Here is a 15,817-nt window from a genome sequence, read left to right on the forward strand (position 1 = left end):
TTGACAGGGTGAGTGGTAAACCCTTAAACCGGACAAGTCTATCAGGAGTGAACTAAAAGTAATTGCCGAGCGCCATTTTTCAGAAGGTTTTCAGCACAGGACTCTGCGATAGCTGTTGCCGCTTCGATAGCTCCTGACTGCTCATCGGCAATTACCTGGCTTCCATCGAGATTTAGAACTCTGGCCTGAAGATGCAACTGGCCTTCACCTGCTGGTTGACAGAAAACTGCCAGAGGCACATGGCAATTACCGCCAAGCAGTGCATTGACTTGTCTCTCCGCTTTCACACAAGCCGTCGTCAATTCGTCATTTAAAGGGCTTAAAAGGCCAAGTAACTCCTGATCGTCTTCCCGGCACTCGATTCCTAGCGCGCCCTGGGCGCAAGCGGGTAACATCAGCGCAGGATTAATGACTTCACAGATGACATGTTCTAAGCCCAGACGTTCCAGGCCTGCGGCTGCCAGAATAATTGCATCGAGGGATTCATTCTGCAGCTTTTCCAGACGAGTATTAATATTGCCACGCAAGGGAACGATTTCCAGACCGGGTTTCCAGGCCAAAAGCTGCGATTGCCGGCGCAGGCTGCTGGTACCGATTCGAGCCGTCCCGGGTAAATCATTCATATTGGAAAATTGCGTGCTCACCAGCGCATCCAGAGGATTATCCCGTTTACAAATAACAGGAAGGTGCAAAGCAGGAGGAAGCTCTGCCGGCACATCCTTGAGCGAATGAACGGCTAAATCGGCACGCTTGTCCAATAAAGCCTCTTCCAGCTCTTTAACGAACAGGCCTTTTCCCCCCAGAGTTTGCAATTTGCTTTGGGTAAATTTATCACCTGAGGTGAGCATCGGCACCAGTTCGTAGGAAATATCTGGCCAATGCGATTGAAGTTGTTTACCTATATAATTAGCCTGCCACAAGGCCAGCTGACTTTTTCGGGTTGCAATACGTAGGGTTCGCGCCATGTTCGTCAAATTCATCCAAAAGTCTATGATAACATGAGAGAAGACTAAGCGCTAAAGACAAATCGTTTAACTCTGACTACAATCCGCCAGTTGACTTTGGCTTACAGCTTATTTAACAATTTAAAGCTTGTTGGTAAGAGAGTTAGAGAGAGATTTCCAGTACAGGCTCTTTCAAGGATTGAAAGTATCGTGATGAAGCTCAGAGGATTAACTGCTTATTTTAAGAAGGCGATTCAGTACAACTCGCTGTATGCCACACATCAACTGTTCCCCTTAGGCCTCATTATTTTTGTCAGTTTTCCCGTGTTTTACTGGATTTGGACTGAGTGGTTTCCTCAACCTTATGAAGCACTGGGATGGCGTTTGGCTGGGAGTCTGCTAGGCTTGGGACTCATGTTGGGAAATTATTGGCCTGTTCGCTTAAAGCCCTTTCTGCCTGCCTACTGGTTTTTCTGTTTGCTGTATGCCTTGTCTTTTTTCTTTGCCTATTTCTTTTTAATGAACAATGCCAGTGTCATTTCCGCCATGTCACTTTTATGCAGCATTTTTTTGCTGGTGCTTCTGGTGGAGCTGCCGGTGTTATTGCTACTGGTAGCGATTGGATGGAGTGCGGCTTTGCTGCTTCATTATTTTAGTTCGCCGATCTCCTATTTTGGGGAGGAACATATAGAAATGCTGGTGATGATCATTTTTGTGATTATTGCCGGCTCAACAGTTAACTATAAAACCTCTTTACTCCAGCAGCAGCGCCTGGATGGGATTCTTGCGGCAGCAGGAATGATTGCTCATGAACTCAGAACGCCCCTTCTCGGTATAAAAAGCGGTACCAAGGCTATCGAGCAGTATCTACCTGTTTTAATTCAGGCCTATTATATAGCGAGACAGCATAATCTGCTCGAACCTGTGGCTCGTGAAGCCCGTATTGCGCAGATAGCCGGTACTCAGGAGCGTATTATTCATGAGATTGATTATGCGAATACCATTATTGATATGCTGCTGGTTAAAGCAGGCCGCGAAAAATCACTTGAAAACTGTGCGCTTGAAGAGTGTTCAATAGCTGAATGTGTAATGGAAGCATTGCAACGCTATCCTTTTAAATCAGCTGCCGAGCGTAATCAGATTTACTGGGAAGGTAATTTCACATTTAAGGGGTCTAAGCTTTTAATGCAGCATGTTTTATTTAATTTATTAAAAAATGCCCTTTATGCGATAGCTACCGCCCAAAAAGGGGATATCCATATCTGGGCTGTAAGTGGCGAGCGGTATAATTGCCTCTATTTTAAAGATACGGCCAAAGGAATGACCCGAGAACAATTAAATCGGCTTTTTAATCATTTTTATACCACCACTTATATGGGAACAGGCCTGGGATTGTCTTTTTGCAAATTGGTTATGAATCGATTTGGAGGCGATATTTTATGTGAAGCCAAAGTGGGCGAATTTACCCAATTTATGTTGTTTTTTCCGATTAGCCAGGAGACATCCTAATTAATAGTTCTCCTATGAGGATGCAATCGTGAAAATTAATCACCTGTTTTATTTGAAAAATTGAACAATCATGTTATTTTTATAGACAGTCATTAGGAATTTTAGTGTTAGCGGGTTGAGTAAAAGCGAAAATTGCCGCTATCAACCTTCGCTGAAAAACAGTAATTAAGGGACATGGCTCTTGTAACTCACCATGTATGTAGGTTTTTATAAAGGACGCTTGCTCAGGAGGAGCCATGCAACATCTCTCAATACCTACCTGTTATTTTCCAAGCACCGCATTGTTTATCGATGATAGCCGGGATTTTCTGCTGAATTTTGTTTTGCAACTCGATGAGGGATTGGCATATCGCATATTTGATTCTCCTTTCGACGCACTCGATTTTCTGGATAAAAAACGTTGCCAGTTAGAGGCATTGAACGAGAGCTGTACTGATCAGATTGAAGAGATAAGAGAAGGTCATTCCACCAGTTTGAATATGAATGATAATCTGGCGGCAATTCATGCCGAGATCTACAACCGCAACCGATTTACCGAAGTGTCGGTTATAGTTGTCGATTATGCGATGCCAGGGATGGATGGGCTGGAGTTCTGCCGTCGTCTTGCCAACACCAATATCAAAAAAATTCTTTTGACTGGAAAAGCGGATGAGAAGCTGGCCATTCAGGCTTTTAATGAAGGATTAATCCATCGCTACATCCATAAAAGTGATGCGCAGGCTGCGGAATTGATTACTAAAAGTATTAATGAGCTGCAACAGCAATATTTTCAGGCGATGTCGGATAATCTTGTCCGAATGCTTAACATTCCTGTTCCCCATTGTTTGCGTGATCCAAAATTCAGCTATTTTTTCCGTCAATTATGCAGAGAAAAAGGGATTGTGGAATATTATCTCGCGGATTACTCGGGCAGTTTTATGCTTTTAGACGACGATGCGAATGTCAGCTTCCTAGTCATGAAAACACTTGCTGATCTGGAAACCCATTTTAATCTGGCTGAGCGCAATGGAGCGAGCAGTACCGTGTTGGATGAATTGTCGAGGGGTTTAAAAATTCCATGTTACTGGCAGAAAGATGACAATATGCCCGAATGGAATGACTGGTTCTCCTGCCTGGTTCCTGCTCAAAGGCTGGACGCTAATCATACCTACTTCTATTCCTATGTGTCAGGCCCAATTTTGTTTGATGTCCATGAGGAAAGGGTACAGTCCTATCATCAATATCTCGAAGAAATTGATGCGGAGGAACTATTGCTTTGATAGCAAAGGGAAGTTCTTTATCAAGGCCTGTCGTAAGCCTTGATAAATGAAATCAGCGAATCAACGATGACACGCAGCCATAACAGGCCTGTGACTGGCCGGTCATAAATGCCCAGTAGCGATCTCCATAGGACCAATGCCAGTATTCCGTTGGATAATTGACAAAACCCGCAGATAATAAAGCCCTGCTCATGATGTCGCGATTGGCGCGGGCCTTTTCGGAGATAGAGCGGCTGTTGGTTGTTGAAATATGCGCATCGATATCCGTCATCCAGTCTTTGGGGTGAATACCCATGTCAAGAGGCTTTCCGTTTTCGTCAAGCAGATAGACATCAATCGCCGCGCCAGTTCCATGAGGAGGAACATTTTTAGTTCCATCCAGATTAATTACAGGTGAAATAAGCTTCATGGTTTCATTAAAGCGCTCTTCGTGAGACCAATCAGGATGTAAAGCCTGTAGCTGCTCGTAGCGCTCATCAAACAGCGCTTTCTGTAAATCCAGGCTCCGATAGGCTTCATACAGACAGAACTGAAGTCCGGCGGGTAACAAACTTTGAGCCTTGAGCAGCCGGTGAAACACTTCCTCGCGCATTTGGGTATAATCGGTATTATCAGGGATCTCCGGTGATGGGCCAATGAGGATTCGATTGTCCCCTTTAATATCAATCAGCGGATTGTGATTTTCTACCACTGGAATCGCCAGCACCTCAGGCGCTGCGATTAATACAATCGGTTGATTCACTTCCATCTTTAAACTCCCTTAAAACAATAGAAACTGTGGTCTTTGTAACTCCCTCGCTACGTCATCCTGAACGCAGTGAAGGATCTCCTGAATCTGGCTTAGTTCCAGGCAGTTTGAGATCCTTCGCTGCGCTCAGGATGACGTACCGGCAGGATGACGTACCGGGGAAGTTACAATTATTTTAAACAAATCTCCATAACCGTGACCGGAAGATTTCGACAGTGATCCATTGCAATTTTTTTCCAGCCCAGTCTTTCATAATAAGCAGGGATTGTTGGGTCAAAGCAAAAAAGAAATAATTCCGTGTATCCCATGCCGCGGGCTTTCTCTTTTGCTTCCTCAATCAGCAAGCGTCCAATACCTTGTCTCTGGTAATCAGAGTCAACTACCAATGCCCCTAACCAAGGGCACAAGTCAGGCCTTATTCCATCATTTTGCCGCAAACTGCACATCCCCACTGCCTGATCATCAACAATCGCCACCAGGGTCAATGGCATTTCACTATCATTTAAATGAGTAGTAAAGCGTTCTTTGGCTTGAGCAATTGAAAACTCAGGAGCCCAGATCGAGGCTAATTCCTTATGCCAGATTTGAGCTAGTTGTGAGAGTTTTTCCGGCTGATCTTTTAACAGGCCGATTTTAATCATATAGTTCCTGGCGGTTATGTAACTTTAATTCGGCCTGTTGCCGGGGTTGCCGCGAACGGCTTAACTCACAAACCCCTACAGAGATAAGACCGATAACGGCACCAAAAATATAATACCAGGCTGGAGCAATTAGATTCCCGGTTCTCTCGGTTAACCACATCATAACCAGAGGTACCGTGCCGCCAAACACCGAAATACCGATATGAAAGGCGACCCCAAAACCGCTGTAACGATAGGAACGGGGGAACAGGGAAGTCATATAGGCGTTCAAAGGCGAGAACGTAATGGCGATGAGCAGAGTCAGAATGACTAATGCCAGTACTATGAATAAGCTGTTATTTGAGGATAATAAATAATAGGCAGGGATTGCCAAAAGTATAATACCGAGCATTCCCGCGATGATAATTTTTAAATGCCCCGTTTTATCAGCCAGCCAGGCGAAACAGGGTTCAATCAATGCGTCGATTAATAACGCAAAACTGATCGCAAGGGTGGCGAAGCTTAGTGGGATATTAAAATAGTGATGCAGGTAAGCCGCTGAAAAAACATAGGTGCCAAATGTCATAATGCCGGTTAACCAGGCGAGTCCAATCACTCCCAGTATGGCCAAGGGTTTTTCGCGAAGAGCCGCCAGAAAGGGCTGTCTTTTTTTCTCTGCCTCGTGAATCTGGATAAACTCGGGGGTTTCTTCAAGTGAGTTTCTTAAGTAGAAAATGAACAGTCCTAAAATACCGGCCAGCACGAATGCCAGACGCCAGGCCCAGTCGGGCATAAAGGATGCGGTAAAGAGAGAAGCGGCAAGCCCCGCTCCAATTGAGCCCAGGCTATAGGCGGAACTGGACAGGCAGCCGTATAAGGCTTTTCGGTTGGCCGGCGCATGTTCGATTAAAAACAGGGTTGAGCCTGTATATTCACTGCTGGCAACAAAACCCTGCAGGATTCGCAGCATAGTAATGATAATGGGCGCCGCTATTCCGATAGCAGAATAAGACGGTACTAATCCCACCAGGGCAGTAGGAACGGCCATTGCCAGGATACTTAGCATTAAGGCGTATTTCCTCCCGAAGCGATCGCCAATATAACCAAAAAATAAGGAGCCTAGCGGTGCTAGCAGGTATCCTACCGCCAACACGCCAAAGGCGCTAAGCAGCGCTGCGAACTGGTTTTCTTTTGGAAAATAGTTTGAGGCGATAATCGGGGCGAAATAACCAAAAAGTGCAAAGTCGTACCATTGCAGACCTGTGCCCGCAATGGCCGTAAATAATATTTTGATGGGATTAGAAGCGCGCATAGGTTTTTATCAAAAATAAAAACCCGATTTTATCTGGATAGCGTTTGTTTCGGCAAGATTTAAACAAGTTTTTACTGCAAAAGTGGCCGAGGTTTGAATTAAGTCACATCGCCCATATATTACTCAACAGGGCTGCCAGAATCTTCCTTGACCACCTTTTGGCAAGGCCAGATTTGGATCCATATCACCGTTCGGAAAAAAATGAACTGATTAGATAAACTTATGCTGTAAATCTAAATAAAGTGCTGTATAATGCCGGACTATTTTTAACCCTTTTTAAAGTGTATAAGACTGCTATGGCTGATTTAAATCAATATAGAAACATCGGCATCTTCGCCCACGTTGATGCTGGAAAAACCACTACTACCGAACGGATCCTCAAGCTCACCGGCAGAATCCACAAAATGGGTGAAGTCCACGAAGGGGAGTCAACAACCGACTTCATGGAACAGGAAGCCGAGCGCGGAATTACTATTCAGTCAGCAGCGGTCAGTTGCTACTGGAAAGGTACTCGTTTCAATATTATCGATACCCCAGGACACGTCGACTTTACTGTAGAGGTTTATCGCTCACTGAAAGTACTCGATGGAGGTATTGGTGTATTCTGTGGTTCAGGTGGTGTTGAGCCTCAATCAGAAACCAACTGGCGCTATGCGAATAATTCTAAAGTATCTCGTTTGATTTTTGTAAACAAACTGGATCGTATCGGCGCGAACTTTATCAATGTCACTGAACAGGTTAAAAAGGTACTCGGTGCAAACCCACTGATTATGACCCTGCCGATAGGCTTTGAAGACAGTTTCAAAGGGGTAGTTGATTTATTAACCCGTAAAGCTTACATCTGGGATGAATCAGGACAGCCAGAAAATTATACGGTTACTGATGTACCGGCTGATATGCACGATGATGTTGAGATGTACCGCGCTCAGCTTATCGAAACTGCGCTGGAAATGGATGATGATTTATTAATGGCCTATCTGGAAGGAGAAGAGCCGTCCATTGAAGATATCAAGCGTTGTATCCGTAAAGGTACGCTCGAACTTGCTTTCTTCCCGACTTATTGCGGTTCGGCCTTCAAGAATAAAGGGATGCAATTATTGCTGGATGCAGTCGTTGATTACTTGCCTGCTCCTCATGAAGTGAATCCGCAGCCTTTGACTAATGCTGAAGGTGAGCCAAATGGTGAGTTCGCTATCGTTTCTCCTGATGAACCATTCCGTGCTCTAGCGTTCAAGATTATGGACGACCGTTATGGCGCGCTGACCTTCATCCGGGTTTACTCAGGACGATTGAATAAAGGTGATACTATTCTTAACTCCTTTACCGGCAAAACAGAACGCGTTGGCCGAATGGTAGAAATGCAGGCGAATGAGCGTAATGAATTGCAAAGTGCGGAAGCAGGCGACATTATTGCTATCGTCGGTATGAAAAACGTTCGTACAGGTCACACACTTTGTGATCCGGATCACGAATGTACACTGGAAGCGATGGTTTTCCCTGAGCCAGTAATTTCCATTGCGGTTTCACCGAAAGACAAGACTTCTACTGAAAAAATGGCGATTGCCATTGGCAAGATGGTTGCTGAAGATCCTACCTTCCGGGTTGAGACTGATGAAGATTCCGGTGAAACGATTCTTCGTGGAATGGGTGAGCTGCATCTCGATATTAAAGTGGATATTCTGAAGCGTACCTATGACGTTGAACTGATAGTGGGTCAACCTCAGGTTGCTTACCGTGAAACCATCACTAAAACGGTTCACGACAGCTATACTCACAAGAAGCAATCAGGTGGATCTGGACAGTACGGTAAAATCGATTACACGATTGAACCAGGTGAGCCGAATAGTGGATTCACTTTCGTAACTTCTGTTGTCGGTGGTAACGTACCTAAAGAGTTCTTCCCTGCGATTGAGAAAGGGTTTCGTTCAATGATGGATTCAGGTACATTGGCCGGCTTCCCCTTATTAGACGTTAAAATCAATCTGACTGATGGTGGATACCACTCGGTAGACTCTTCAGCAATCGCGTTTGAAATTGCGGCGAAAGGCGCTTTCCGTCAATCCATACCTAAAGCGGGTCCTCAGCTGCTTGAGCCTATTATGAAGGTTGACGTGTATAGCACTGAAGAAGATGTGGGTAATGTGATTGGTGACTTGAACCGACGACGCGGTATGATTTCTGGTCAGGAGCCAAGTGCTGCGGGTGTTCGCATCAAAGCCGATGTTCCTCTCTCAGAAATGTTTGGTTACATCAGTACCTTACGTACCCTGACTTCAGGTCGAGGCCAGTTCTCAATGGAATTCTCTCACTACTCTCCTTGCCCAGCTAATGTGGCAGAAGCAGTAATTGCCAAAGAAAAAGAGAAGAAAGCTGCCAAAGCCTAATGCGCGTCATTTAGAATAGAAGCCCTGCAGTATCAGACTGCAGGGCTTTTTTATTTTACTCGATTGCACTAACCGGCTAACTTAAATAAGCCATTCAGATATTGGGATCTCCCGGTACTGATTCTCTAAATAATGCCCGAGCAAATTCTCAAAATCATAACCATAGCGCTTAATGAAGTTTTGTTGCCAGATACTGCCATTTTGCTGTTTAAGCAGACGATGATGAATAATTTCCAAATAATAATCGATATCTGCTTTAACTATGCCCAAATCTTCCAGACCTTTTCTGGCTAAAGGCAGAAAATCATTTAAAAGATGAAGCGTATCAACTTCGATGCCATTCCACATAAGCCGTGCTCGAAGACCAGAACAGGCTGCCTGATAAAAATTGGCATAACTCTCTTTGAAGGGAATTAAAGAGGTTTCAGGCTCATCACGATTTGCAAAGAAATAAACCAGGCCATAGAAAAAAGCGGCATTAGCAATCATGTCGACAATACTTGGCCCGGAAGATAAAGGTCGGTGCTCTATTCTTAAGTAAGGTTCATCATGAGTATTGAAATCAACAATTGGCCGATTCCAGCGATATACCGTGCTATTTTGCTTACGTAAGTGGAAAAGATGGTGGCTGGGTTCTCCTTTTGCCACTTCGGGCAGGAGATGGGGGTAATTATTTAAATTGGCTTTAAATAATGAGAAAAAATTATTCTTAAGATAATGAGGCTCGAAGAAAACGCAATTCTGGTAGGGGGAAGGAAATGAATATAATTGTTCAAATATTGCGATCCTTGATTCACTCCATAACTCTTTGCCATAAAAAAATGGGGCGTTAGCGCAAAGTGAAAGCAAAGGAGCAGAAAGCATCTGCATGGTATTATAGTATGTAACGGATTGCTCAGGGCTAACCTCCAGATGAAGTTGCAATGAAGAAATGAGCCCTTCAACTGATAAAGATTGCGGCTGGAAAATGAACTCTTCCTCGGCACCATTCAGTTTTAACGATAAAGGCAGCCCCTGTCGATATTTAGACACATTGTCATTCATAAGCCGATATGAAGGATGGGGGGTTATATATTCGCGTGCGGAATGACATTCTTCGGCTTGAGGCATAGAGCCGATGAGCGCCAGGTGCGCATTGTGTTTACGCGCCAGACGGCAGCATTTTGACCATGTTGAAAGAACACTCTGATGCAGATCCGATAAAAAATTGTCGCATAGTGGAAACACCGCAGTATTTATTTCCAGTTGAGAGGCCCCTGCTTCTGGAATAACATTGGGATCGTTTAATTGCTGTGTAAATAACTGATTCTGAGGGACTAATTGATAATTGTTATCGAGGAGGAGAAATTCAATTTCTGCGCCGACTTTTAAACCCTCTGTCTTGAAATATTCGCGTTTGAACCAGATGTGTAATAGTTCAGTCTCTGATATTAGATAATTTTTAAAAGCATTTTTGTTGTAATCATAATATGCTGCTATTTCAGTTTTCATGATATCCCTCGAGTTAATCTCCCCGGGGTTAACCAGATCCTCTTACCTCGATTAATCTAAAGCGTGAAAAGACAATTTCAAATTGGATTCAATAATCACACAATTATTCGCAGGGATTGGTTGCCACTCTAGTTCAGACTTGGATAGCTTTTCAGATGCAATCACAATGTAGGGAGCTGTTATTTTATTTTCTAAAATGATTTGCCGTTTCTTTGGGTTAACCCGTTTGCCCAGAGACAAATACATAGTCTCCGGCTTAACACGCTTGGAACTGCAATAACGCGTTGCAACCAGGCGCTTTCCATCCGTAATGCATATATTTAAATGGGAGCTTTTTTTCGTATTTTTTTTCACCAGAGAATTAATAATATGAAATGTTTCCTGGATGGTACCGACAATATCCACAAGATTTGGCGAATCATATTTTTTCGCTAACTGCAGAAATAAAGCGAATACTAATTCAGAGTCGGTGCTCCCTTTGATCCAGCTAAATATGTCATCATCCAGCAAGTCCTGAAGTTGTCGTTTAATTTTATCAAAATGTGGAATCCATCCATTATGCATAAACATCCAATGCTCAAATAAAAAAGGATGGCAGTTAAACTGTGAAATCCCACCCGTACTGGCTGCTCTGACATGTGCAAAAAAGACTGAGGATTCTATTTTTGTCGATAAGTAGGATAAATTTCTATCATTCCATGCTGGAAAAAGCGAGGTAAACAATGCCGGAGTTTCATCCTGCCGGATATACCAACCCAGGCCAAATCCGTCTCCATTAGTCAGGGTAGTGGACTCGCGCGCCAGAAGGCTTTGCTTAATAATCGAATTCCTTGGCTTAATCAGGATTTCAGAGAGTAATATTTTTTTTCCTAAATAGGCCACCAGTCGGCACATAACAGTCCTTTTTCTTCTTTAAAAAATTATCCTTACTCTTTAAGTATAGAAAACTTGCTGTGATCTGTAATATTTCAGTTTTTAATCCACCACGAATATCGATATAATTATTGCTTATATTATCAAGGAAAGAGCGCGCTCGAGCTATGATGTCCAGGTTTCAGTCAATTTTTTTATTTGCCTTAATGAGTTTTACCCTTGTCACTCAGGCTCTTCCACAAGACCCCATTCAGCGCTGTCTGGATGTCCGAAGGCTCGTGGATTTTACAGCCCGGCAAAAGATGGCTGCTAAAGAGCCGGGAGTGCTGCGATTCAAGTTCCATAAAATCTCACCTGCTGAGCTGCCTCTGGAGAATCCCGCAGGTAACATGAATGAAGTGATTAATGCTTTAAATATTCAGATAAAAAACTGCAAAAAAAGCCGCGGAGAGTTTCAGACAATTACCATTGCCGGCCATCGATTCAAGCGTACGGAATGGTGTCTGCAAACCAATCAGCAAATGCTTGCTTTTGCCAAAGCAGCTCATGGGGATTTCAATAAATTTCTTTCAAAAATAAAAACTGAATTTGACTGGTATAAGAGTGAGGGCTGGCCAGAGAATCATGCGGGATTTAAACGAGGCGAGTTTCAGTTTACTGCTTATTATGCCCCCGCAGCGATTGAAGCGCGAAGTAAAAAACAGGCGGGTTTCCTATATCCCATCTATGGAAATCCGGGGGTGGTCAATGTCGCTCTGGAATGCAGAAGACGTAAACTGAAAGCGCCTCTTTGTGGAGTGGACCCGCTCACAAAAATAGCGCGTGGATTTTGTATGAAAAACGCCGATGGCAGCTACTCAGTGGCTCCGGATCGCAGTGAAATTGAACATGGCGCCTTGCATCCGAAGCATGTGATTGGCTATGTTAAAGATCCCAATGATCCCGCCTTTTTAATGGTTGAAGGCTCTGGTTCCCTGCTTCTTGACGGTCAGTTATTCCATATCAATTATGACGGCTACAATGGCAGGCCGCGCACCATGCTCGGCCGCATTGTTCAGTGTGCGCAAGACCCCAGTTGTGGCGGCAATCTGGATGCAATGGAACGATGTGCCAAAGATCCCACCTGTCATGATGAGGCTAAATTACGCTGTAATCTCACGGATCAAATCAGGCAAAGTGCTGCTTCAGAAAAATTGATTCGCAATTATCTGAATAGTCTAGCAAATCAGGCCCAAGCCTTTGACCTGCGAAATCGAGATCAAAGTTATGTATTTTTTGCTAAAGAACACGGCGGCCCTTATGGGTCGGAAAATATTCCCTTAACTCCCCATACTTCATGCGCTACAGACCATCGAGTGATCCCTGTAGGGATGAATTTTATTTATAACACTAAAAACCGGACATCCTGGTGCGTGGCCCAGGATACCGGTGGTGCTATTGTCGGGGCTCATGTCGACCTTTATAAGGGAGAAGGGGCTCAGGCTGGCATAGAAGCCAATGAACACAATGAATCCGGTCTGTTATTTGTCGCCTTGCCGAAGGGCATTGTGCATCAATAGAATCGAGCAGTTAACTTATCGTCTTTGCGAACGAAGTGAAGCAATCTAGATCGAAGCTTGAACAAAGTTATGATCTGGATTGCTTCGCAAACGCTCGCAAAGACGGTTTTTTGTGGCCATCCCGCTGCCGCAAGGGGCTTAGGGAGCCATTAGGTTTTGCAAATGCTCTTTCTCCGGCTCCGGCGCTTTCTCAATCGGTTCTGCTTTATAAAAGCTGGGCATGCGACCAGCAGCGACATGCCGGATTAATGCCTGTACCGACTCAATCTTCTCTGTCTTACATTCCCGGACAAGGATTGAAATAATCTCAGAGTTGCCAAATGGTTTGCCGTGATCGTTTCTGCCATGATAACCTAGATAATAGGCAAGTCTTCTCATGCTTTCCGTTAACAGATCATTTTGACGAGAAGGGAAATCCTTCTCTGTAAAATAATCCAGAGAACTATCATATAGATCCTCTAATTTTAGATCCTCTAATTTTTTATTTAGCTCGGCAGCCAGATCATGGATAGCATTTGCCTTCCATAACCGACGCCATCCCGGCTTAATGCCAGTTTCGGGCTTTTCGGCACCGCGTATTGCATCATAAGCTCTTGTTCGACCCGAATTGAATTTTTCTAAGAACTCCATCGCCATTGCCTGATTGATAAATGGGGGTAGAATGATACCCTCTAGTGCTTCCTTACGTTTTTTTATTGCGTTTTCTGATGTACGATTCGCTGCCGCTTGGCCATCAATAAAAAGAAGAGAACGGAGAGCTTTGGTATCAGTATCCGCTGAAGTTTTTCTTTTCTTAGTTGGGTCGCTGCTAGCTCCAGGTGCATAATTTAAGGCAGATGCTAACCTTTTGTAAGATGAACTTGATGTGCTTGAACAAGAACTTGCTGGAGGAGACATTGGCTGAATGGGTACATTTGTTTCTTGGGCCGGCTGTTTCTCGGGTGATTCAGCTTTATAAAAGCAGGGAATGTTTCCAGCGGCAATATGCTTGATTAATTCTGGTACTGAATTAATATTTTTTTCCTGACATTCCCTGGAAATAATTGAAAGAATTGCAGAGGCCGTTAATTTCTCGCCGTAAATGCTTTTGGCCTGATAACCCAGGTAAAAGGCGAGGTCATCCATTATGTCCTGATGCACAGGATTAGATGGATCATTATTTAATTTTGAAGCCAGTTCATGAATAGCCTTTGAATTCTTAAGCGGCATACGGCCAGTATCGATTTGCTTGCCGCTATTTTTGTCATTATAAGCACTTTGTCGACCTGAATGTGCTCTTTGCAAGAACAGCCCCGCCATTTCCTCGCTGATAAATTGGGGTAAACCAATATCATCATGTATTGCCTTGAGTTTTCTTGTTACGTTTTCTAATCTACGTTTCAATCCCAATTGGGCATCAACAAAAACAAGATGCTGGGAGGCTTTAGGATGAGCTCCCTGGCGCCTGATTTCAGATACTTTATCACGAGCAGCTGCTGGCGGTGGAGGGGATGTCTCATTTGTGGCAGATGCTGTCATTGGCTGAATGAGTCCAGTTGCCTCTTGGACCGACTGTATCTCAGCGGATTCGGCTATATAAAAGCAGGGCAGGTTACCAGCGGCGATATGCTGGATTAATTCTTGTAATGAATTAATGTTTTGTTCCTCACATTTCATGGAAATCATTGAAAGAATCTCAGTGCCGCTCAAAGTATCGCCGCGATAGTTTCTGCCATGATAAGCCAGATAGTAAGCAAGGCTAGCAATTATTTTCAATGACAGCTTATTTTTGCGAGAAGAAAATTGCTTCTCTGTTAAATCCTGAGAGCGCTCCAGATCGTGTAATTCTTTTTTTAGTTCCCAATCAAGGTCATGAATAGATTTTTTGCTTTTGAGAGGCGTACTGCTAACATCAATTTTTTTGCCATGTAAGTCTTCATAAACTCGTACTCGAGCTGTATCGCATCTTTGTAAGAACAGTATTCCCATTTCCTCGGTGATAAATTGAGGTATAGCGATATCAGACAGTATTTTTTTGCGTTTTTGTATTAGCTTTTCGTTACCCGCTCTTGGTTGAGCATCTGCCTTCATATCCTTTGAAATCTTTCTTTTCACAGTTGATACGCTACTGGTTTCAGATGCATCAGCCAGGGCAGCGGTGATAATAGAAGTTGCAGGAGTATGAGATGAGCTTGCTGTGCTTAATATTGCGCTTGCTGGAGGAATTACAGGGCGAAAGGATATCGTTGACCATTGCATGGCGGCACGCATCCCTTGTCCATAAACAGTTTGTTGACTATTCAGATCGATTAGCAGTTGTCTGTATTTTGAATCGTTAACACTGAAACCGCGGTAATCATAATATCCCAAAATATAGGAGATATTGTCTTCTGTTTTTCTTGAATAAAGAAGCTGCAGATCTTTTAGCTGGCCAGCGGCTATATCGTTTGCTGCGCTGATCCATCCGCATAAGTAAAGTTCCCAGATACGGTTATACTTAATATTGCTTAAGCCACTGATATAGCCTTGAATATAATAGCAGCTTCTACCATCAAATAATTGGGATAAAGGAAGAGGTTGATTATGTGATTTTGCATCAGAATGGCCTGCTAGCAATAATTCTACATTTTCCTGGTTAAGCGAGGTCGATTCAGCTGTAGTATCCAGAATTGGAGCTGTTGGATGGATTAAAAGGGGAGCTGATATTTCAATTGGCAAAGCAGACTGGGAGGTTTGCAGGGCCAATGTCTGCAGCTGTTCCTGATAATGAGGATGCACCGAGTAACTGACTCCGCAGCAACGTAAATAACCCAGAGTTTTTGCAGGTGAATAGTTCTTTTGATTGCCAAGCTCAGCGGGAGGCGGCAGTTGATTATTCTTTATATCCTTCAATGCCTCATTCCAGCCCTGCAGAATGTCCAACCAGATCGCTTGATAAACAGTATCCTGCAAGCCGATGACGTATCCACTAACATAGAATAGATTTTCCTTAAGCAAGTTATTGATTGATGCGCGGCTTAAGTTAAAGCTATTTTTTTTTCCTTCTCTAAGTCCATTGATATGGCTTTGAAATTCATCTATCGAAGGCATAATAAGTCTCTAAAAAATTAATATTGAACAGGGTTTATCCATCAACTGG

Annotated in this window: 11 protein-coding genes; 4 read left to right on the forward strand and 7 right to left on the reverse strand. The window is 43.7% G+C overall.

Annotation, left to right across the window (positions count from 1 at the left end; translation table 11 throughout):
- Positions 1-41: 41 nt before the first annotated feature.
- On the reverse strand, positions 42-965 hold the full coding sequence (hemC, locus tag B1207_RS15440; RefSeq protein WP_253255895.1) for a hydroxymethylbilane synthase: 924 nt from the start codon (positions 963-965) through the stop codon (positions 42-44).
- Positions 966-1,157: 192 nt separating this feature from the next.
- Here hemC and B1207_RS15445 point away from each other — a divergent pair, with 192 nt between their 5' ends.
- Positions 1,158-2,453, forward strand: a complete 1,296-nt coding sequence (locus B1207_RS15445) for a sensor histidine kinase (protein WP_253255899.1) — start codon at positions 1,158-1,160, stop codon at positions 2,451-2,453.
- 236 nt (positions 2,454-2,689) lie between these two features.
- Positions 2,690-3,712 (forward strand): response regulator, encoded by a 1,023-nt coding sequence (locus tag B1207_RS15450; RefSeq protein WP_112220782.1) that lies wholly within the window; start codon positions 2,690-2,692, stop codon positions 3,710-3,712.
- 52 nt (positions 3,713-3,764) lie between these two features.
- Here B1207_RS15450 and B1207_RS15455 read toward each other — a convergent pair whose 3' ends face one another.
- From B1207_RS15455 to B1207_RS15465, 3 genes are all read right to left on the reverse strand, one after another.
- Positions 3,765-4,460 (reverse strand): M15 family metallopeptidase, encoded by a 696-nt coding sequence (locus B1207_RS15455; RefSeq protein WP_112220783.1) that lies wholly within the window; start codon positions 4,458-4,460, stop codon positions 3,765-3,767.
- Positions 4,461-4,630: 170 nt separating this feature from the next.
- Positions 4,631-5,101 carry a GNAT family N-acetyltransferase gene (locus tag B1207_RS15460; RefSeq protein ID WP_112220784.1) on the reverse strand — a complete coding sequence of 157 codons (471 nt, stop codon included), beginning with the start codon at positions 5,099-5,101 and terminating at the stop codon, positions 4,631-4,633.
- Entirely contained in the window at positions 5,094-6,392 is a 1,299-nt protein-coding gene (locus B1207_RS15465) for an MFS transporter (RefSeq protein WP_112220785.1), read from the reverse strand. The genes B1207_RS15460 and B1207_RS15465 overlap by 8 nt, the downstream gene beginning before the upstream one ends.
- Before the next feature lie 296 nt (positions 6,393-6,688).
- On the opposite strand from B1207_RS15465, the gene fusA reads away from it, so the two are divergent.
- Positions 6,689-8,776 carry an elongation factor G gene (fusA, locus tag B1207_RS15470; RefSeq protein ID WP_112220819.1) on the forward strand — a complete coding sequence of 696 codons (2,088 nt, stop codon included), beginning with the start codon at positions 6,689-6,691 and terminating at the stop codon, positions 8,774-8,776.
- A gap of 81 nt (positions 8,777-8,857) precedes the next feature.
- On the opposite strand, the gene B1207_RS15475 is transcribed toward fusA, so the two are convergent.
- Positions 8,858-10,267, reverse strand: coding sequence for a hypothetical protein (locus tag B1207_RS15475; RefSeq protein ID WP_112220786.1), 1,410 nt, complete (start codon positions 10,265-10,267; stop codon positions 8,858-8,860).
- A 51-nt stretch (positions 10,268-10,318) separates the two neighbouring features.
- The gene (locus tag B1207_RS15480; RefSeq protein ID WP_112220787.1) at positions 10,319-11,161 is read right to left on the reverse strand and encodes a class II glutamine amidotransferase; all 843 of its coding nucleotides are present in this window, start codon (positions 11,159-11,161) and stop codon (positions 10,319-10,321) included.
- A gap of 149 nt (positions 11,162-11,310) precedes the next feature.
- On the opposite strand from B1207_RS15480, the gene B1207_RS15485 reads away from it, so the two are divergent.
- A complete protein-coding gene (locus tag B1207_RS15485; protein ID WP_112220788.1) occupies positions 11,311-12,699 on the forward strand; it encodes an MltA domain-containing protein in 1,389 nt (462 codons plus the stop codon).
- Between the two features lie 138 nt (positions 12,700-12,837).
- Here B1207_RS15485 and B1207_RS15490 read toward each other — a convergent pair whose 3' ends face one another.
- Complete coding sequence (locus B1207_RS15490) at positions 12,838-15,768, reverse strand: hypothetical protein (RefSeq protein ID WP_112220789.1); 2,931 nt, start codon at positions 15,766-15,768, stop codon at positions 12,838-12,840.
- Between the last annotated feature and the right edge of the window lie 49 nt (positions 15,769-15,817).

This window comes from Legionella quinlivanii (assembly GCF_003265995.1).
Lineage (GTDB): Bacteria > Pseudomonadota > Gammaproteobacteria > Legionellales > Legionellaceae > Legionella_C > Legionella_C quinlivanii_A.